21 protein-coding genes are annotated in these 18,476 nt (G+C 49.8%); all 21 read left to right on the top strand.

All coding sequences use genetic code 11. The features are described from left to right. Positions 1–109: 109 nt before the first annotated feature. The 21 genes from F569_RS17015 to F569_RS0107460 all read left to right on the top strand — a co-directional run bounded on the left by F569_RS17015 (position 110) and on the right by F569_RS0107460 (position 18,457). Complete coding sequence (locus F569_RS17015; RefSeq protein ID WP_034388010.1) at positions 110–1,126, top strand: glycosyltransferase family 2 protein; 1,017 nt, start codon at positions 110–112, stop codon at positions 1,124–1,126. Between the two features lie 5 nt (positions 1,127–1,131). Beyond that, the gene (locus F569_RS0107365) at positions 1,132–2,850 is read left to right on the top strand and encodes a hypothetical protein (protein WP_026941676.1); all 1,719 of its coding nucleotides are present in this window, start codon (positions 1,132–1,134) and stop codon (positions 2,848–2,850) included. A gap of 1 nt (position 2,851) precedes the next feature. Beyond that, positions 2,852–3,724: a hypothetical protein gene (locus F569_RS0107370; RefSeq protein ID WP_026941677.1), complete on the top strand. Its 873-nt coding sequence runs from the start codon at positions 2,852–2,854 to the stop codon at positions 3,722–3,724. A gap of 66 nt (positions 3,725–3,790) precedes the next feature. After that, entirely contained in the window at positions 3,791–4,771 is a 981-nt protein-coding gene (locus tag F569_RS0107375; protein WP_162143754.1) for a glycosyltransferase family 4 protein, read from the top strand. Positions 4,772–4,834: 63 nt separating this feature from the next. Continuing rightward, complete coding sequence (locus tag F569_RS17020; RefSeq protein WP_154813677.1) at positions 4,835–6,061, top strand: DUF2336 domain-containing protein; 1,227 nt, start codon at positions 4,835–4,837, stop codon at positions 6,059–6,061. A gap of 131 nt (positions 6,062–6,192) precedes the next feature. Further along, positions 6,193–6,681: a Na+/H+ antiporter subunit E gene (locus tag F569_RS0107385; protein WP_026941679.1), complete on the top strand. Its 489-nt coding sequence runs from the start codon at positions 6,193–6,195 to the stop codon at positions 6,679–6,681. A gap of 57 nt (positions 6,682–6,738) precedes the next feature. After that, positions 6,739–6,993, top strand: a complete 255-nt coding sequence (locus tag F569_RS0107390) for a monovalent cation/H+ antiporter complex subunit F (protein WP_051279759.1) — start codon at positions 6,739–6,741, stop codon at positions 6,991–6,993. After that, positions 6,990–7,400: a monovalent cation/H(+) antiporter subunit G gene (gene mnhG / locus F569_RS17025; RefSeq protein WP_233353621.1), complete on the top strand. Its 411-nt coding sequence runs from the start codon at positions 6,990–6,992 to the stop codon at positions 7,398–7,400. Before F569_RS0107390 ends, mnhG begins: the two co-directional genes overlap by 4 nt. Beyond that, positions 7,397–8,434: a DUF4040 domain-containing protein gene (locus tag F569_RS19360; RefSeq protein ID WP_233353622.1), complete on the top strand. Its 1,038-nt coding sequence runs from the start codon at positions 7,397–7,399 to the stop codon at positions 8,432–8,434. The genes mnhG and F569_RS19360 overlap by 4 nt, the downstream gene beginning before the upstream one ends. Then, positions 8,434–8,874 (top strand): Na(+)/H(+) antiporter subunit B, encoded by a 441-nt coding sequence (locus tag F569_RS0107405; protein ID WP_026941681.1) that lies wholly within the window; start codon positions 8,434–8,436, stop codon positions 8,872–8,874. Before F569_RS19360 ends, F569_RS0107405 begins: the two co-directional genes overlap by 1 nt. Continuing rightward, positions 8,874–9,338: a cation:proton antiporter subunit C gene (locus F569_RS0107410; RefSeq protein WP_026941682.1), complete on the top strand. Its 465-nt coding sequence runs from the start codon at positions 8,874–8,876 to the stop codon at positions 9,336–9,338. The genes F569_RS0107405 and F569_RS0107410 overlap by 1 nt, the downstream gene beginning before the upstream one ends. Then, the gene (locus tag F569_RS0107415) at positions 9,338–10,876 is read left to right on the top strand and encodes a monovalent cation/H+ antiporter subunit D family protein (RefSeq protein WP_026941683.1); all 1,539 of its coding nucleotides are present in this window, start codon (positions 9,338–9,340) and stop codon (positions 10,874–10,876) included. The genes F569_RS0107410 and F569_RS0107415 overlap by 1 nt, the downstream gene beginning before the upstream one ends. A gap of 1 nt (position 10,877) precedes the next feature. Next, the gene (locus F569_RS0107420; RefSeq protein ID WP_026941684.1) at positions 10,878–12,362 is read left to right on the top strand and encodes a proton-conducting transporter transmembrane domain-containing protein; all 1,485 of its coding nucleotides are present in this window, start codon (positions 10,878–10,880) and stop codon (positions 12,360–12,362) included. Between the two features lie 2 nt (positions 12,363–12,364). Beyond that, positions 12,365–12,736: a hypothetical protein gene (locus F569_RS0107425; protein ID WP_026941685.1), complete on the top strand. Its 372-nt coding sequence runs from the start codon at positions 12,365–12,367 to the stop codon at positions 12,734–12,736. Beyond that, positions 12,729–14,480, top strand: a complete 1,752-nt coding sequence (locus F569_RS0107430; RefSeq protein ID WP_034388012.1) for a Na(+)/H(+) antiporter subunit D — start codon at positions 12,729–12,731, stop codon at positions 14,478–14,480. Before F569_RS0107425 ends, F569_RS0107430 begins: the two co-directional genes overlap by 8 nt. Next, positions 14,477–14,896 (top strand): MucR family transcriptional regulator, encoded by a 420-nt coding sequence (locus F569_RS0107435; protein WP_051279540.1) that lies wholly within the window; start codon positions 14,477–14,479, stop codon positions 14,894–14,896. The genes F569_RS0107430 and F569_RS0107435 overlap by 4 nt, the downstream gene beginning before the upstream one ends. Positions 14,897–15,128: 232 nt before the next feature. Beyond that, positions 15,129–15,605: a PAS domain-containing protein gene (locus F569_RS0107440; RefSeq protein WP_162143755.1), complete on the top strand. Its 477-nt coding sequence runs from the start codon at positions 15,129–15,131 to the stop codon at positions 15,603–15,605. A gap of 144 nt (positions 15,606–15,749) precedes the next feature. Next, positions 15,750–16,115, top strand: coding sequence for a helix-turn-helix domain-containing protein (locus F569_RS17040; protein WP_034388014.1), 366 nt, complete (start codon positions 15,750–15,752; stop codon positions 16,113–16,115). Beyond that, positions 16,109–16,849: a DUF6456 domain-containing protein gene (locus tag F569_RS0107450; protein WP_026941689.1), complete on the top strand. Its 741-nt coding sequence runs from the start codon at positions 16,109–16,111 to the stop codon at positions 16,847–16,849. The genes F569_RS17040 and F569_RS0107450 overlap by 7 nt, the downstream gene beginning before the upstream one ends. Positions 16,850–16,872: 23 nt before the next feature. Further along, entirely contained in the window at positions 16,873–17,133 is a 261-nt protein-coding gene (locus tag F569_RS0107455) for a VOC family protein (protein WP_026941690.1), read from the top strand. A 169-nt stretch (positions 17,134–17,302) separates the two neighbouring features. Continuing rightward, complete coding sequence (locus tag F569_RS0107460; RefSeq protein ID WP_034388017.1) at positions 17,303–18,457, top strand: DNA-packaging protein; 1,155 nt, start codon at positions 17,303–17,305, stop codon at positions 18,455–18,457. The last annotated feature ends 19 nt before the right edge of the window (positions 18,458–18,476 follow it).

Consider the following 18,476-nt stretch of genomic DNA (forward strand, 5'->3'; position numbering starts at 1 on the left):
CGCGTTCTAGGCAGGGGAAAGCTGTGCCGCAAGCCTTGAACTGTAAAGTCACGCTTATTTAACGCTATTTTGTTAGAGAACGGGAAAATATAAAAATGGTGGTGCGGCGATGAAATTAATCATTCAAATTCCTTGTTATAACGAAGCTGAGAGTCTTCCCGAAACCCTTATCGCGCTGCCGCGCAAAATTGAGGGGATAGACGAGATTGAATATTTGGTCATTGATGATGGCAGCGCGGATGATACGAGCGGTGTTGCCCAGCGTTTTGGTGTTCACCACATTGTCCGTCACCGCACAAATCGTGGTTTGGCCGCAGCGTTTAAAACGGGTCTGAACAAAGCTCTGGCCGAAGGGGCGGATATTATCGTCAATACCGATGCGGATAATCAATATGATGCGCGTGATATCGCCACCATTGTCGCGCCTGTTTTGGCGGGCGAAGCTGATATTTGTATAGGGGATCGCCAAGTTGCGAATAACCAACATTTCGGCAAGTTTAAACGTAAGCTCCAAGTCTTTGGCAGCCACGTTGTGCAGCGCCTTTCGCGCACAACCGTGACAGATGCTGTGAGCGGGTTTCGCGCCTTTAGCCGCAGCGCAGCGCAACGCATTCATATTGTTTCACGTTTTTCTTACACGACGGAAATGCTGATACAGGCGGGGCGTAACCGCCTTTCCGTTAAGTCTGTGCCTGTGCGCACAAATTCAGTCGAGCGCCCCTCGCGATTATTTAAATCTGTTCCTCAATTTATAACAAACCAAGGCATCACCATATTGCGGGCTTACGCCATGTATAATCCGCTTCGCGTTTTTGTTTTAGCGGGGGGCGGCTTGGCCGTATTGGGCGCCTTGCCAATTTTACGGTTCCTCTATTTCTTTGCTATCGGGCAGGGCGGGGGACATGTGCAGTCCCTTATATTGGGCGGAACGCTACTCACCCTTGGCACAGTCGCTATGATGCTTGGTCTTATTGCGGACCTAATAGGGCGTAACCGTCAATTGATGGAGCAGATGCTAGAGAGAGTGCGGGTCTTGGAAGATTCCGTGGCCGAGAACAAAGCTTCTGAGTCAAATGTAACACCGCTTACAGAAAATGTTGAGCCACCGGCCCGCCGCGCGGGATAATATCAGTGGTCAATATTTCAGCTCATTCTTTAAAGACAGAAAGGCGCAACATCTCAGATGCGCCTTATTCTGTTCTTGGGATAAAATTATCCGCGCTGGAAATAGGTCTGTGTTTTTCAATTACGCTTATATTGTCTCTGCAGCTTTATCTGCAATTTATCCAAAAAATAAATTGGGACGAATTTTTCTATTTATCCCACATTTATGAGGCTCAAAACGGGCAGCTCGATAAAACCCTCCAAATGGCGCATATCTATCTCTTTGGCTGGATAACGAAGATACCCGGCGGCGAAATGGTGCAAATTACAGTGGGCCGTTTCTTTATGTGGGCCGCGCAAATCGGCACGCTTATTTTAATTTTTAAGATAGCCGCCAAATTTATGCCGCGCCCTTACGCGTTATTCGCTGTCTTGTCCTTTCTGGGTATAGGCTTTATTTATGTCCACGGCACAAGCTTTCGCGCAGATCCAATCGCCGCGCTCTGTATCATTTATGCGGTTTATGTTTTTATAGTGTCGGATCTCAAGTCCAGAGACTTGGCCGGCTTAGCGATAGCCTTGGCCTTAGGTGCATTTATCACGATAAAGATTATATTATTCGCGCCTTTATTGGCGGCCTTGGCCTTGCGTAGACTCATAATGTCATCCCGCCCATCAGTATTGTTCATACGCTTTGGCTTAACAGTAATCGCATCTGCTATTTTATTTGCGGCTCTTTTGTGGGGGCATAGCTTGACATTGGCGGCAGGAGAAACAGCAGATAATGCGGCATCTTTATCTTCAACTGCAGAAACGGTCTTTTTATCAGGTGGTCTATTCCCAAGGCTCGCAGTTATAAAGACAGGTTTTATAACAGGACTTATCCCGTCTATTTTAATTTTCTCGGGACTAGTAATGGCAATCCTTTCAGTGGCGGCTGATAAGCAAAAGCGAAAGGAGGCATTGGTCATTCTGTCTATGGCTTTACCGCTTTTGACATTTACTTTTTACAGCAATGCCTATCCTTATTTTTATGCTTTCATTCTTCCGCCAGTCGTTATTCTGGCGGGTTACGGGGCTTTCCGCTTGAAGCTCTCATCCTTTATGCTTGCGGCTCTGAGCGTACTAATAATGGCAAATATAGTATTTCTGCACATAACCCGCATAGATGATATGCGGCGTGTGCAGGCGCAAACTCTTAGCGCTGTGCATAAAATGTTTCCGGAGCCCGTTTCTTATTTTGACCGTAATGGCATGGTAGCCTCTTTTCCCAAGGCCGGATTATTTATGTCCAGTTGGGGGCTCAGAAATTACAGACGGGCCGCTCAGCCTATCTTCTTAAATGAGATGCAAAATAAAACGGTTCCTCTGCTCATTGATAACAGTCCTGCGATCTCAGCGGCCCTTGGCGGAGAAACATCAACGCTCCTGCCAGAAGACGCCGCCGCATTGCGCGAAAATTATATTCCACATTGGGGTCAGATATGGGTCGCCGGGAAGCAGCTTTCCTTAGATATTGAGACCACAGAGTTTTCCATTCTCATTCCGGGGGAGTACACGCTTGAGAGTGCAGACAATGTTTGGCTCAATGGAGACCTGCTAAAAATCGGAAATGTTATTACACTTGAGCGCGGAGTTCACAGTCTTCGCAGCGCCGTGCCACAAGAGATTACTTTGCGCTGGGGAACGGCTCTACCCCGCCCACCGCAAAAAGCGTTGAGCGGCCCGATTTTTGGGGCGTTTTAAAGTGGTTGATGTTTTTAAACATTATTACGAGCGGATGAAAGCCTTTGGTCAGCGTCACAGAAGTTCGATTTTTTATATGGCTTTCTTGGCCTTTATTTTGGGCCTTATTGTTACTGTCAAAGCGCTGGATATAAGGCTGACTGATTTAACATTATTACCCTTATTAGCCGCCATATTTTTAACTCAGCCTTTGTTGGTATTATTCAGCAGTCTTGAGTTTAAACTTTGCGGCGCAGTAACGCATGTCGATATTGATCTTCGAGATGCGATCTATGTCTCTTCTTCTGCATCACTGGCTAATATCCTGCCCCTGCCTGCTGGCCTTTTAGTGCGCGGAGGTTATCTAGTAGACCGCGGAGCAAAACTTGGTTTTGCGGGCAAAATATTATTTCTTGCGGGGCTTATGTGGATGACAGTCGCTATAGCGGTAAGCGGCGCCGTAATAACATCATTGCCCGGGCATTTATTTATCTTCATTTTGGGTCTGGGCCTAACGGTCGGAGTGATGGCTATTATCTCGAAATTGGGCTCTCTGAAACTAGCACTCGGATTTCTTATCGTCAGAGTGTTCTTGGTCGTCATTTTAACGGTGCAACTCAAACTCTGTTTTGAAATATTTAGTCAATTCGTTACGTTGCGGGGGTCTGCCGTTTATGTCGTTTCCAGTTTGGCCGGCGCTGTCGTATCAATTGTTCCAGCGGGTTTGGGGCTGACGGAGGCCTTTGGCTCATTCTTAGCCAAGCTCGACGGCGCGTCTGCTGCCATGGCTTATCTGGTTTTAAGTTTGAACCGCGTTATAGGGATATTTGTAACGGGAGTGTTCTTTTTCCTATTCGCAAAACTTAAGCCATCTTGCCTTACGAGTCAGGCCTAAGTCGTGAGCGCCCATGAGCTTTCAGTTCGCTTTATAACCCGCAAATGGGCGCCAGCGATAGGCGGTATGGAAACGTATTGTCTACAGCTCACAGATCATATCCAAGATGATGTAGCTTTGGAAATTATCGCGCTTGCGGGGCAGGGCAATGGGAGCGCACCGTCTAGCAAGGCGATTATAAGTTTTGGGCTAAAGACGGCGTTTAGGCTGTTGAGACTACCCAAATCTGATGTGACCCATCTGTCTGATATGGCGAGTTGGCCATTAGCGTTGATAGCAAAAATGCGGCACCAGGGAACCCGTATTGTGTTATCCGCCCATGGGTCGGATTTAAGTTTTGGGCAAGGGGAAGGCTTTTTGGCAAAGCTATATAAGGCCTATATGAAGCTTGGCGCTCTCTGTTTGCCGCGCGCCATTATTCTAGCGAACTCCACATGGATTGCAGCATTGGCCAAGGCGCATGGATTTAAAAATGTGCGTCATATTCCGCTTGCCTCCGATATCCAGCCTGCTCGCCAAAATTCTAAAATACCAGGGGACTTGTTTTTTGCCGGACGTGTTATGCCGTCAAAAGGCACCTCATTTATAGTAAATGAGGTTTTGCCGCGCCTACCCGAAGCCGTGCATTTAAGGATAGCAGGCACGATTTGGGATGACGAAGGGGGAGCTATCACTGAACATCCTCGCATACGTTATCTGGGCCGCTTGGATGCGGCGGCATTAGCCGAGGAATATGCGGCGGCGCTGGCTGTATTGGTTCCCAGTATTGCGCCGGAGGGTTTTGGTCTTGTGGCGGCAGAGGCCGCGATTGCAGGCGGCGTGGTTATAGCGTCTGATCATACCGGACTGTCAGAGGTCTGCTCAGAGGGTGTCGGTTTATTGGCAAAGCCCTCAGATGCAGAGCATTGGGCCCAAAAAATCAGTGCGGTTGCCGCTTGGGACGCCTCCAGGCGGGCAGCTTTTCTAGCTAAATCACAGTCCCAAGCGCAAAGCCGCTATAATTGGGCGCGCGTTGCAAAGGATACATTGCAGGCTTACAGACCTTAATTTTAGTAAAGCTTAGTTAACGCTCTTTGTTTAGACTTTAACAAAATCTTTTGGAATTTTGATATGCAAGCGCAACAAGCCCTCGAATTGTCGCCTGATGCCGCAGTGGCAGCGCCGCCGCCGCTTGATGATGTGCGCCGTCAGCTTGCCAAGCGCCTCTCCGATGTGATCTGTATTCCGGCGAGTCATTTGACGCCGCAAGAGCGTCATATGGCCGGGGATATTCTTGTCGAATTATTACGCGATGCCGACATCAAACTCAGAGAGTCTGTTGCTAAACGTTTAGTGATGCTCAACGAAGCGCCGCGGACTATTTTGGTTATTTTGGCGAAAGATGATATTCAAGTCGCGCGGCATGTCCTTGAGGAAAGCAATAGCTTATCAGACTCAGATCTGATTCAGATTGCCCGCAAGGTATCGTCCGAACACCGCAAAGTCATTGCTCGCCGTAGAAAAGTGTCGGACTCAGTCGTTGATGTTATTGTCGAATTTTTGGAAGAAGATGTCGTAGAAGTTTTGTTGAAAAACAAGGGAGCCAGTTTTTCGGAAACAGCCCTTCAGCGCATATTGACAATCTCTCGCAGTCATCAACCTTATGTTTCGCTTCTAGTAAAAAGAGACGAGCTGCGTCCCTCTCATGGCCTCACCATGTTCTGGTGGTCGGATTCGGATACGCGCAAGAAAATATTACACCGTTTTGGCGTCACGCGAAAAGTCCTCCAAGAGTCATGTCATGACTTATTTCCAAAAGCGGCAGCAGAAGGTTGGTCGGATGCCGCGGTGCGTAAGGCCTTGCAATTTATTGAACGCCGCCAACGTAACCGTGCAGCGCTAGACCGCAGTGATTATGACTCGCTCGAGGAGGCCATCGAAGCCGCTATGACAACCGGGCTTACGCGTAAGCTCACGGAAGAAATATCTTATATTGCGGGCGTGAAACCCGCGACAGGTGCTCAAATCCTGACAGATAAGAGCGGCGAGGCGATTGCAATTCTTTGCAAGGCTCCAGGGCTGAACCGTGAATATGTAGAAAAGTTATGGCGGGCCTTAAAGCGGCCTGTGCACGATGTAGAGGGAAATACTCACCCGGACTTACAACGCGTAATGCAAACCTATGATGTAATTTCAACGGATAAGGCGCAAACTGTTTTGCGCTATTGGAACTGGTCATTGACGGCCTCGCTCAACGCAGATGTTCTGCGCCATATTAAAGACGGCGTGATACCACGCGAAGAAGAGTACGGCGCAGCAGCAATAACTGCGGCGCTTGTCTTTGGGAACCGGCGCTAATTCACAAGTAATTCCAAGAAAAACATCGCTTTTTGAGCGATTAGACTTTCACTTCACAAAACTGCGGTCTAAACACCACTTTAAGACCAAAAAGAGTCGTCGCCGTATTCGGCAAGGTGGAGTGGATATAAATGCGTTATGCATTGATTTTAGCTATAATGATGACTGTGGCATGGCTCACCTTGTCGGGCTATTTTATTCCCTTAATCCTTATCTTCGGCGCTATTTCTATTGCGATCGTCGTTTGGATTTGCGCGCGAATGGGTATCTTGGATGTGGAAACTGTACCCTATATGTCTCTACCCAAGACGCTCTCCTATTTCATTTGGCTCTTTGCGGAAATCGTCAAAGCCAATATGCAGGTGATAAAGGCAGTTCTCAGCCCAGATTTGAAAGTCTCGCCCACCATGGTCAAAATTCCTCTCAATAGTGATGAGGATATCGCTGAAACTATGTTTGCAAATTCGATTACTTTGACGCCGGGCACAGTTAGTGTTGATATGCAGCCTGATTATATACTGGTTCATGCTTTGCTCGAAGAGATGAGCGCCCCTGAAGACTTTAAAGATATGGGCGAACGTTCAGCTTGGGCGGTCGGCGTAAAGGCGAGGGAGATATAAGTGGATATTTTCCTCGGATATTTTAATTTGGCCGCCGCATTTTTCGTGATTATCAGCATGGTCATGATGCTAGGCCGCTTACTGGGCGGGCCAACCCTATATGATCGTCTCTTGGCGGTGAACTCATTCGGAACCAAGACGATTTTATTTCTCTGTGTCTTTTGCTTTGTGATTAACCGGCCTGATGGTGTGGATATCGCGCTGCTCTATGCTTTGATGAACTTCATCGCGACAATCGCCGTGCTGAAATATTTCAACTACCGGAGTTTGGGTGTGCCCCTCATCGAAGAGCAGATGGAGGACAGCGCATGATGATGTCCCTTATTCTTGCGGCAGCGGTCTCCTCAGCAGATCAGGGCGCATCTCTTAATATTGACTGGTTAGGCCTGATACGCGCCTCCTTATCTTGCGCTTCAATCCTGACAGGTATCTTCTTTGTCATGGCCGGGACACTCGGTGTGTTGCGGCTGCCGGATTTTTACACTCGGCTTCATGCTGCAGGTATGACGGATACGCTTGGCGCGGAGTTAGTTATATTGGGCCTGATTATTCAATCAGGATTTACGCAGATGAGCCTCAAGCTCTTATTAGTGGCGTTCTTCCTGTTGCTGACAAGCCCGACGGCGACACATGCCATTGCCAATGCGGCTTATAAGGCGAAGCTAAAGCCCAAGCTCGGCAAATATACAGCGCCGAGTATTGACGGAGACGGTTCATGATTATGGCGTCGTCTTTTGTGCCATCTGTGCTCATTCTGGATCTAGCCTTTATGGCGATCTTAGTTGTTGTCGCTTTTTCAATTGTGCGGATGCGCAGCCTTTTTGCCATTGTTATGTTGCAGGGCGTCTATTCACTGGTCTGCGCGGCTTGGTTTGTCTCGCTTGATGCGGTCGATGTGGCTTTTACCGAAGCGGCAGTAGGGGCAGGGGTCTCCACTGTCCTGATGTTAGCGGCGATGCTCTTAGCTGACCGTAAATCTGAACCCGTCCCAGTGTCTAAGCAAATCGCGCCGCTTATTGTCGTTATCGTGGCGGGCCTTGCAATGTTCTATGCCATTGGGGATATGCCAGCCTTTGGTGATGTGAACTCTCCGGCCAATAGCGGCCCCGGCATGGATTATGTGGATCGCACAACGGAAGAGATACACATTCCCAATGTCGTGACAGCTGTTTTGGCAAGCTATCGCGGCTATGATACATTTGGCGAAGCTGTCGTGATTTTTGCGGCGGGTCTGGGTGTTTTGCTCTTATTGGGCCTTAACGGCAATGCGGGACGCTGGACGGCCTCTCCTAACGGGCAGCGTATCTCTGCTCCGGCAGCCCCTTCCGCGGCCACGCCGAAACCTGCGCTAAAGCAAACGCCGCCTCGGCCCTCCGCGCCTCTGAAAGGCCCGCTCAGGGAAGAAGAGAGGGAACCTTCAGCCGCATTAGTTTCGGCCCCCGAACCCGTAAAGGGCCCTATCGTTGAAACTGCGAAAACAAATACAAAGCCAACCGCAAAGCGAAAAGCTCCTGCGAAGGGAAAGACTGACGCAAAGCCAAAGGCCGCGACCGCAAAAACTACAAAATCGAGCACAAAGGCGGCGCCCAAAAAACGAGGCCGCCCTGCCGGGTCCAAGAACAAGCCTAAAACCACAGCAAAAAAGACAACTGCCAAGAAGATAACTGATAAGACTGCTCCAAAGTCTACGCCCAAAAAGCGCGGCCGTCCTAAAGGCTCTAAGAATAAGCCTAAAACGGGAGGCACATCCTAATGCGTGATCCTCATGTTATTTTACGCGTGGTCAGTAAGTTTCTGATCCCCTTTATCGCGCTTTTTGCGTTTTACGTTCAGTTCCATGGCGATTTTGGTCCGGGGGGAGGTTTCCAAGCGGGTGTTATTCTGGCGGCGGCTGTCATCCTCTATGCCCTGATCTTTGGTCTTGAGGCTGCAAAGGAAGCTTTTCCGCCAAGCTGGGTCAGAATTGGTATGAGCCTCGGGGTTTTGCTTTATGGCGGAACAGGGGTCGTGACATGGATATTAGGCGCGGACTTCCTCTCTTACGGCGTCCTTGCTGAGAAATCCTATCACGGACAGCATTATGGAATTATAGCAGTTGAGCTAGGTATTCTTTTGGCCGTGACAAGCGTGATGATTGCGATTTTTTATGCCTTTGGCTCTCGTCAGCCCGAAACAGATGAGGGGGATTGGTAATGTTCTCAATTCTGTTCGAACAATATAATTATGCGGTTGTTATTATCCTGATGATGACAGGGCTTTATGTTGTTTTTGCCAGTCAAAACCTGATCAAAAAACTCGTTGGGCTGTCCATTTTTCAAACTTCGGTCTTCTTACTCTATATCACAATTGGCAAAGTCGAAGGCGGGCAACCACCAATTGTCGAAGCTCACGGCGATGACCATGCGAGCCTGGAACCCGTCTTGGTCGCAGCGGGGAATGCCAAAGACGCGGCAGGTTACGCGGCAGGGCATTCTGATGTGCTCTATTCAAACCCGCTGCCTCACGTTCTTATCCTGACAGCTATTGTTGTGGGTGTGGCGACGCTTGCGATTGGTTTGTCCCTTGTTGTGCGTATTCGTGAAGTTTACGGCACAATTGAGGAAGGCGACATCAACGCGTTGGATTACAGCTATAATCTTGAGGGCATAGAGGAATAATGGACATTTTATCTCTATTCCCGGCATGGCTGCTTGAGCAAGGTCCGGCCTTTGTTATCGTATTGCCGCTGCTGATGGGCGCAATTGTGGCGATTCTACCAAGCCGGACATTAGCCTGGTGGGCGGCCCTAATTGTAACGCTTCTCTGCTCCGTTACAGCATTCGGACTTTTATTACAGGTCTATTCAGAGGGCGCGTCGCTTTACACCATGGGCGGATGGGACCCGCCTCACGGAATTTCTCTCGTTGTTGACGCTTTGAGCGCGCCTGTTTTGTTGCTGATTGCAGCTATGGCTGTCGTGACAATGGTTTACGCTATGCCGGCTACAATAGCCGAGATTGAGCCTAAGAAACGCGCCCCATTTTATGCGGCTTTCCTACTCTGCTTCGCAGGGCTAATGGGCATGGTTATTACGGGCGACGCCTTTAATGTCTTTGTCTTTCTTGAGGTCAGTTCAATCTCGACTTATGCGATCGTTGCCATGGGCGCGGCGCGAGATCGCCGTGCTTTAGCCGCCGCTTATAATTACCTCATAATGGGATCCATTGGCGCTACGTTTTTTGTCATCGGCCTTGGATTTCTGTTCATGGAAACGGGCACACTGAATATGGCGGATATGAGCCGTATTCTGGCTGACTTGGATGGCGGCTCACGCGTGGCCATGGTCGGCTTTGGCTTTATAGTCGTCGGTTTAGGCTTAAAAATGGCCATGTTCCCACTTCACACCTGGCTGCCGGGGGCCTATGCGTATTCACCGACAATGGTGTCCGTCTTTTTGGCGTCAACGGCGACGAAAGCTGCGCTTTATCTATTGCTACGTTTCACATTCACCGTTTTTGATCCGAGCTTTAACTATGACATTGTTGTCGTAAAATATGTCCTTGTTGGCGTTGGGGTTGTCGGCATGATATTCGCCTCACTTCAAGCTATCTTCCAAACGGATGCCCGCCGTACGCTAGCTTATTCTTCTGTGGCTCAAGTCGGTTATATGCTACTTGGCGTAGGCATCGCCACAGCTGCAGGTATTGCGGCTGGGTATCTACATCTGCTCAATCACGCGATTATCAAGGGTGGTTTGTTTCTGGCGATGGGCGCATTTTGGTATCGCTTTGGGATTACGCGCGTTACGGATTTTAACGGCCTTTCTAAAACAATGCCTTGGACCATGGGCGCCTTTATGATCTCCGGCCTCTCTTTGATTGGCGTCCCGTTTACAGCCGGGTTTGTGTCCAAAGTAAACTTAACGATTGCCGCCGCCGATAAAGGGTGGTGGTGGGCTGTAGCCGTTATCGTGGTGACCTCTGTTTTAGCGATCATCTATATAGGACGTATTTTACTCGCCGCTTATTTCGGCTCCCCGCCGGAAATTGACGGCGAAATGGCCAAGCGCAATGAAGCGCCTCTCATGATGCTTATCCCGATGTGGATTTTGGTTTTCCTCTCTATTAGCATAGGGTCAAACCTCTTCGGTCTTGGCGATAATTTTGTGATGGCCTCTGAACGCGCTGCAAACCTTCTCGTCGGAATAGGAGGTTAGCATGGCCTATACAGCTGAACTCGCATTATTCCTCCTGCTGGTGATCCCGCTCGCTGCGGCGGTAATTATACCAATTGTCGGATCCCGCCCAAATCTGCGCGAAGGCGTTACATTTGTGGCAGGGGTCTTATTGCTATTGAATGTTATTGGCCTGATATCCATGGTGTCCGCCGGTGACAGGCCTGAGCTTCACCTCTTTACCTTTGCTGGTAATTTTGATGTACGACTCAAACTCGAACCGCTTGGCGCTATCTTTGCGGCCATTGCCAGTTCGCTCTGGATCTTAAATTCACTCTTCACGCTTGGCTATATGCGCGGGAATAACGAGAAAAATCAAACCCGTTTCTTTGCTTTTGTCGCTGTAGCGATTTTTGGCGCAATGGGGATAGCGGCTTCGGCGAACTTGATTACGCTTTTCATTTTTTACGAAGCCCTTACGATTTCGACATTCCCGCTTGTGACGCATAAGGGCGATGCCAAAGCCAAACGCGGCGGTACAATATATGCGCTTATTTTGATGGGCACATCGCTGGCATTACTACTTCCCGCCATCATCGGCACCCAGGTTATTGCCGGAACAACAGAATTTACAGTGGGAGGCGTCTTTCCCGAAGGCACAGGCACGATGGCCACGTCAATCCTTCTGTTCCTCTTTGCTTTTGGTATTGGTAAGGCCGCGCTTATGCCGGTTCATCCATGGCTGCCCAATGCTATGGTGGCGCCCACGCCGGTATCGGCTTTGCTTCACGCTGTAGCGGTTGTGAAAGCAGGCGTGTTCTCGATTTTGAAAGTCGTTATATTTATCTTTGGCGAATCTGTTATGGCGGATACGTCCATGAGCACATTCTTGTCTTGGGTCGCGGCGATCTCTATCGTGCTCGCCTCTATCATAGCTTTGCGTCAGGATAATCTCAAAGCCCGTCTGGCGCATTCAACCGTCTCGCAGCTCTCCTATATTACGCTCGGCGCGATGCTCGCAACGCCTGCGGCCTTTATCGGCGGAGCGCTGCAAATCGTCATGCATGCATGGGGTAAAATTACGCTCTTCATGTGCGCGGGCGCGATATACACTGTGGCCCACCGGGCGGAAATTTCGAAACTAGATGGTTTGGGCCGCACGATGCCTTGGGTCTTTGGGGCTTTTCTCGTGGGCTCAATCTCGATTATCGGCATTCCGCCCATGGGAGGGTCTTGGCCGAAATTTTTCCTTATGCTTGGGGCATTGGATAGCGGGAAAGGCATTTTGATGGCAGCGCTGATTGTGTCCTCTATTTTGAATATTATCTATCTCATCCCTATTTCCATCCGCGCCTTTATGAAACCTGCAGCCAGTCCGGATGGGGATTTGCTATTACTCGAAGAGCGTAAGAAGCACCGCTGGGTTATTATACCGCCAGTCATTTCTGCACTGGGAGCCTTTGTTCTCTTCTTCTTTGCCGGAACGATTGTTGACTTCCTGCAACCCATTATTTCGGGAGGAGGTTAGTTATGACCGATAAAAACGAACCCGAAACCCTCAGCCGAAAAGAGCTTGAGGAACGCCAAAACGCACATCCTTTTGCGGTGCCTTTCTTATGGCTCGGCAACCAAAAGGTTATTGATAATTTTATCTGGCTTCCCGTATTGGGTATGATTGCCATGATAGCATTGGGCATAGTCTTTCCGCAGGCAAAGCCCGCGCCGTGGGACGCCATTCCCGGCTCTTGGGCCCTTATCGGATTTGTCGCTTACAGCTTTATCGTGCTTTGCGCTAAGCCGCTGACAGCCCTGCTATCGCGAGATGAAACTTATTACGGTGAGGGCGGCTTGCCTGACCCTGAATATTCGACAGAGCATTCAAGTGGAGATCATCATGATTGATATCTTCCAAATAAATCCAGGTCTGTGGATGATCCTCGCAGGTCTTATCTGTGCGCTTGTACCCAAAGGCGATACCTTCGCGTTAGTGCGTAAAGTCTTTATCATAGGCGCGCCGATTTTTGCAGGGGTCATGATAACTCAGATTTACACCTCACAGGAAGTCCTGGCAGGGCAAATTACGATAGGCGGGTTAGAACTCACCACATTGCGCATTGATAATCTTTCTATGGTATGGGGTTATCTCTTTTGCTTAATTGCGGTCATTAACGGGATTTACGGCTTTCATGAGAAATGCCGTATCACCGACAGCTCCGCGCTGATTTATGCAGGTGCGGCGATTGCCGGCGTCTTCTCTGGTGATTTGCTTACGCTTTTCTTATTCTGGGAATTGACGGCGATTTCTTCTGTCTTCTTGATTTGGAAAGGCGGCAAGAGGGCCTATGCGGCAGGTATTCGCTATCTGGCACTTCATGTGCTGTCCGGGGTCTTGCTTCTCGCGGGGGCTATCTTCTACGCGCACTCTAATGGCGGGGATTATAGCTTTAACGCTATCGGGACAGACACACTTGGCGGTTGGCTCATCCTTTTTGCCATTGGTATAAAATGCGGTTTCCCATTCCTTCATATGTGGATGCAGGACGCTTATCCCAAAGCCTCAATAACGGGCACGGTTATACTCTCAGCCTTTACCACCAAGATGGCGATTTATGCTCTGGCGAGGGGTTATGTCGGCGTTGATATTCTAATTTATATCGGCGCGATAATGACCTGTTTCCCGGTCTTCTTTGCGCTTATCGAAAATGATCTTCGCCGTGTCTTGGCGTTCTCGTTGAATAATCAACTTGGCTTTATGGTCTGCGGCATCGGCATTGGAACAGAGCTAGCGCTGAACGGTGTTGTAGGACAGGTCTTTGTCCACGTCATTTTCAAAAGCCTCCTCTTTATGTCCATTGGCGCGGTTATGTATCGCGTCGGCACGGCCAAAGCGTCAGAGCTAGGCGGACTGTTCCGCTCCATGCCGATAACGGCGGTCTTTTGCTTGATTGGCGCGGGCTCTATTGCGGCTTTCCCGTTACTTGCCGCTTTCGTGACCAAGGCCATGATAATAAGCGCCGTCATCTATGAAGCGGCTTACAATCCAGGGCTTTATGTCATTGCAGCGATGCTGCTCTTTGCCTCTGCTGGTGTGATGGAGCATTCCGGAATTAAGGTCCCATATTTCACATTCTTTAGCCATGATAGTGGCCGCCGCGTGAAAGAAGCGCCGTGGAATATGCTCGTGGCAATGGGCCTTGCAGCGCTACTTTGTATTGTTCTGGCCTTCCCCTGGGGCGGATATCAAATACTTTACAGCCTTATGCCTTATGAGCCGAATTATCAGCCTTACACAGTGGATCATGTCGTCTTTCAGTTGCAGCTCTTATTCGCTGCCATTTCGGCCTTTTGCGTTCTCAAGAAGTTTAAGCTTTATCCTGCTGAAAAACGCGGTGAAATTCTTGACTTCGATTGGACGTATAGGAAGCTTGGCCTTGGAATTATGCAGTGGATAGGTGCGATGTGGACGCGGCTTTCTGTACAGACAAAGCGGTTACGTGAGCGCGCGATTGAGAGTGCGGGCCGGCGCCTGTTTCAGGTCTTTAGTCCTGCGGGCGCCATGAGTGAATCTGCGCCAAGCGGACTTGCCGCTGTGCTGACAGCCGCGATGCTTATCATCGTGCTTATCTTTGTCTATTTCATACGATGAGCGGTGACGAGCCCGTCATAAGTAAATCTGCGCTGCTGGATATTACGGCAGATATTGTGAGCGCTTATGTGGCGCACAACCAAATCAAGGCCAAAGCTGTGCCTGAACTAATAGACAGCGTCTTCGCTGCTATTGACGCGATTGCCAATAGCTCTGAGGCTGATGATGATACTTCGCGCCCCGAACCCGCCGTGCCGATAGTGGACTCGCTAACGGATGATTACATCATCTGCCTCGAAGATGGTGCGCAATTCCAATCGCTCAAGCGTCATTTACGCGTGAAATATAATCTCACCCCCGAAGCTTATCGGAAGAAATGGGGTCTCCCCAGAGACTATCCCATGGTCGCGCCTAATTACGCCAAGCGAAGATCAGAGCTCGCGAAGAAGACGGGCTTAGGAAAAAGCCGGACTTAGGCCTTCACAAATCGGATTTCTTTTCCATTCACCTCACTCGAATCGGCTCCGTAACGAAAAACGTGGTTAATTTCGTGTTAACTATTTAAAAAGTGTTAACGGCGCTTGCTGAAAGCCTCTCTACGATTCACACATGATGTGAGGGAAGGGATGGGGCCCACTTCATAAAATTAAACCATAAATAGGGCAGGGGACCTGTACTATGCTTTCAGGCAATGCACTCAGACATCAAATGATATTGCCCAAGCAGCAGCGTTTTTACGATTATTGGCGCAGCAAATGTAAGGGCGGTAATTTCCCATCGCGCCACGATATCCTACCAGAAGATATTGTCTCACAGCTCACTATGACTAGCCTTATCGATATTGAAGAGGGCGAAAAGCGCCGCTTTAAATACCGCCTCGCGGGAACAGGATTTTGGAATTTATACCTTGATGAAATCCAAGGCCAATATGTTGATGAGCTGCCTCTTGGTGATCGTTGTGCCTATTGGGACCGCGTTTTAGGACAAGTTATTGAGAAGCGCCGCCCTTTTGCAGGTGTCACGCGCCCGGGTACGCCTACCGGGGCTCATCTGGCGCAATTTTGGATTCGGTTGCCGCTGTCTGAGAATGGTACCGATATCAATCTTATCCTTGGTTACGATCATCTTGTTAAGCTTTCCGACGTCCCTGCTTTAGGGGCTGTAAAAGCGCAAAAATATGCTTAAAGCTCTTTAAAAACAGGACTTTGAGAGGCCTTTATTTTACTCTCAATCCAAGCCGTTAAAGACTCGCTATTTCCTATAATAGGAATATAATCCTCATATCTTAATTCTGTGTTACACTGCGCAGAGATAAGATTGAGGAGTTATATGCCACATAAAAATAAAAACCCGCTCATCATGGATAAGACTTGTGCCCGCCTTGTCGTCTCGGCTGTCGCGATGGAATTTGCTGTGCCTGGCTTTGTTCTCTCCTCGCGATTCAAAGGTAAGAGCGAGGTCAGCTATGCACGGCAAATCGCCATGTATTTGATGTGCTGTGTTTACGGGCTGACCAAACAGCGCATCGCCGAAGTCTTTGAGCGTCACTACACCACCGTGTCTCATGCATGCCGCCTGATCGAAGATCAGCGCGATGACCCGGTCTTTGATGCCAAGCTTCTCAAATTAGAGAATTTCTTGGGGCAAGCCCCGCTTCCCTCTGCCGATAACTTTAAGGAGTCCGAATTATGTTAAGTTTACCCGATCGCAAACTGGCCGAAAACCTAGCGTATAAAAATGCTGTCATTATTAAATCCGCTCAAGGGGATGCCTATCCCGCTTATGCCTATGGCGATCGACGGAAACGGCCTTTGCGCTGGATAAGCCGTGAAAGCTTCCAGCAACTCACAAGCTTTGGTGGTCTGCAATCCACAGATCAAGGTTACCGCGTCTCTGAGAGCTTTGCGCGGCGGTTGAAATCTGGCGGTGCTCATTCGGCTCAACATCGCGATATGGAAGAAAGAGAGCTTTACGTTCCCAGTGGGGTAAAGCGGTCTGTGCGCCGTAATATTGGTATGAGCGCCTTTGAACGGCTTTGCGGGCGAACAGATAAAGAGGGTGAACCCCTGCTGAGCGCGTCTCTGCAAGAAGCCGGCAAAATGCTTGCGCAAGATTTCGCTCATGCCGGTTATGCAAAAGTCAAAACACAAAATTATCAGAGCGCGGGTGAGGATTGGCGCAGCTATAATGGCGGTGAAGAAGATAATCACATTCGCAGAATTGATGCCGGAAAGCGGCTTAGCGCGGCCAAAGCAGCGATGGGGGAGGGTCTGGATAAAGCCGTCCTTGCCGTCTGTTGTCATGATCAGCGATTGGAACAGATAGAACGCGCTGAGCAATGGGCGGCAGGCAGCGGCCTTACGCTTCTCAGGATGGGGCTGACGCGCCTCGCCAAACATTACGGCACACAAGCGGGATATGAAAACTAAACATATATTCAAAAGGATTTTAGATGCAGCAGCTTTCCACAGATACACTTATAGAGGCCGTAAATCGCCTGATGGCGGATATTGGCATACATGCACAGAACAAAGAAGAGGCAGCAGTGCAGCGCCTTGATCACTGCGCCAAGGCGCTTTGCACGCAGCTCAAAGCTATTCAGGAATTAGAGGCCCATAATCTGCGCTGTCACAGCGCTGAAACAGATAAGAAATTTACGCGCTATGAAGACCTTCCGCCCCTCCCCGTCGAAGACCGAGAGCGTTTCAAGTAAAAACTTGTCGATATGCTGTCTCCGAGAGGAACTGATACGGAAACAGCAGCATCCTAACCAATATCTTGAGAGACGTACTTCCGATATTCTGCTCGCGGATATTAACTTATTTTGGCCGCTTCACGCGCGTTCGCATCAAAGCCCCGCGCATGACCAATGGCTCATTTGGATGCTACTCGGCTCCTGTGCGGGTAAGACACGCACAGGAGCCGAGTGGATTAGGGAGCAGGTCTTTGCCAAGGGGAAATCCCGTATCGCTTTGGTCGCGCCGTCTATCAATGATGCTCGCGAGGTTATGCTGGAGGGGGAAAGTGGGCTTTTAAATATTGGTTATCCTTCTGAGAGGCCATTTTTTTCACCCTCGCGCCGCCGCCTTGACTGGCCCAATGGCGCGGTCGGGCATATTTTTACCGCCGAAGATCCGGACGGCTTGCGCGGGCCGCAATTTGATGCCGCCTGGGCAGATGAATTTTGCGCGTGGGCCTATCCCGAGCAGACCTTGTCAAACTTGCGCTTGGCCTTGCGTTTGGGGCGGGCTCCGCAACTTGTCATCACGACTACGCCGCGCCCCATTCCGGCGCTTAAAGCTCTGCTGAAAAGCCGCGGCCTTTTGATCTCGCGCGGCACGACTGCGGATAATGCAGATAATCTGGCCCCAACATTTCTCAGCGCGATGGAAGATGCTTATGGCGGAACGCGGCTTGGGCGGCAGGAGCTGGGCGGAGAATATATCGAAGATCTGGATGGTGCGTTATGGACACGCGCAATGCTGGAGACGGCCTATACCTCTCAGCGCCCGAATTGCAGCAAAATTATTATAGCCATTGATCCGCCCGTGACCTCCGGTGAAAACTCCGATGCTTGCGGTATTATCGTGGCAGGAACACAGGGACATTACGGCGCAAGCTCTTGCAGGGAGAAAGCCTTTATTTTACACGACGGGACAGTAGAGGGCCGCTCTCCCGAGGGCTGGGCTAAAGCCGCCGTTCAGCTCGCGAGACAATGGGAAGCGGATTATATTCTGGCCGAAACCAATCAAGGCGGGGAGCTTGTAAGCTCAGTTCTGAATATGGTTGACCCAAGCATTCCCGTCCGCAGCGTCTATGCCAGCCGTAGTAAGACGATCCGCGCCGAACCTGTTGCCTTGCTTTATGAAAAAGGCCGCGTTGCGCATTGCGGGCATTTTCAAGCGCTAGAAGATGAACTGACAACATTGGGAACGGAGGCTATGCGCCGTAGTCCCGACCGCGCAGATGCGCTAGTCTGGGCGGTAAGTGAACTACTACTGAAATCCCGCGCCGCGCCGCGTGTAAGACATTTGTAATTGTTCATGAAACGTTCTA

Origin of the sequence: Hellea balneolensis DSM 19091, from assembly GCF_000428525.1 — a bacterium.
Taxonomy (GTDB): Bacteria; Pseudomonadota; Alphaproteobacteria; order Caulobacterales; family Maricaulaceae; genus Hellea; species Hellea balneolensis.

What these genes read in the sequence shown, in the direction of transcription:
- F569_RS0107460 (WP_034388017.1), top strand. Translation starts at nt 17,303, where the DNA reads ATGCTACTCGGCTCCTGTGCGGGTAAGACACGCACAGGAGCCGAGTGG.
- F569_RS0107385 (WP_026941679.1), top strand. Translation starts at nt 6,193, where the DNA reads ATGCGTTATGCATTGATTTTAGCTATAATGATGACTGTGGCATGGCTC.
- F569_RS0107450 (WP_026941689.1), top strand. Translation starts at nt 16,109, where the DNA reads ATGTTAAGTTTACCCGATCGCAAACTGGCCGAAAACCTAGCGTATAAA.
- F569_RS0107420 (WP_026941684.1), top strand. Translation starts at nt 10,878, where the DNA reads ATGGCCTATACAGCTGAACTCGCATTATTCCTCCTGCTGGTGATCCCG.
- F569_RS17040 (WP_034388014.1), top strand. Translation starts at nt 15,750, where the DNA reads ATGCCACATAAAAATAAAAACCCGCTCATCATGGATAAGACTTGTGCC.
- F569_RS0107390 (WP_051279759.1), top strand. Translation starts at nt 6,739, where the DNA reads ATGGTCATGATGCTAGGCCGCTTACTGGGCGGGCCAACCCTATATGAT.
- mnhG (WP_233353621.1), top strand. Translation starts at nt 6,990, where the DNA reads ATGATGATGTCCCTTATTCTTGCGGCAGCGGTCTCCTCAGCAGATCAG.
- F569_RS17020 (WP_154813677.1), top strand. Translation starts at nt 4,835, where the DNA reads ATGCAAGCGCAACAAGCCCTCGAATTGTCGCCTGATGCCGCAGTGGCA.
- F569_RS0107415 (WP_026941683.1), top strand. Translation starts at nt 9,338, where the DNA reads ATGGACATTTTATCTCTATTCCCGGCATGGCTGCTTGAGCAAGGTCCG.
- F569_RS0107405 (WP_026941681.1), top strand. Translation starts at nt 8,434, where the DNA reads ATGCGTGATCCTCATGTTATTTTACGCGTGGTCAGTAAGTTTCTGATC.
- F569_RS0107430 (WP_034388012.1), top strand. Translation starts at nt 12,729, where the DNA reads ATGATTGATATCTTCCAAATAAATCCAGGTCTGTGGATGATCCTCGCA.
- F569_RS0107435 (WP_051279540.1), top strand. Translation starts at nt 14,477, where the DNA reads ATGAGCGGTGACGAGCCCGTCATAAGTAAATCTGCGCTGCTGGATATT.
- F569_RS19360 (WP_233353622.1), top strand. Translation starts at nt 7,397, where the DNA reads ATGATTATGGCGTCGTCTTTTGTGCCATCTGTGCTCATTCTGGATCTA.
- F569_RS17015 (WP_034388010.1), top strand. Translation starts at nt 110, where the DNA reads ATGAAATTAATCATTCAAATTCCTTGTTATAACGAAGCTGAGAGTCTT.
- F569_RS0107440 (WP_162143755.1), top strand. Translation starts at nt 15,129, where the DNA reads ATGATATTGCCCAAGCAGCAGCGTTTTTACGATTATTGGCGCAGCAAA.
- F569_RS0107410 (WP_026941682.1), top strand. Translation starts at nt 8,874, where the DNA reads ATGTTCTCAATTCTGTTCGAACAATATAATTATGCGGTTGTTATTATC.
- F569_RS0107455 (WP_026941690.1), top strand. Translation starts at nt 16,873, where the DNA reads ATGCAGCAGCTTTCCACAGATACACTTATAGAGGCCGTAAATCGCCTG.
- F569_RS0107375 (WP_162143754.1), top strand. Translation starts at nt 3,791, where the DNA reads ATGGAAACGTATTGTCTACAGCTCACAGATCATATCCAAGATGATGTA.
- F569_RS0107425 (WP_026941685.1), top strand. Translation starts at nt 12,365, where the DNA reads ATGACCGATAAAAACGAACCCGAAACCCTCAGCCGAAAAGAGCTTGAG.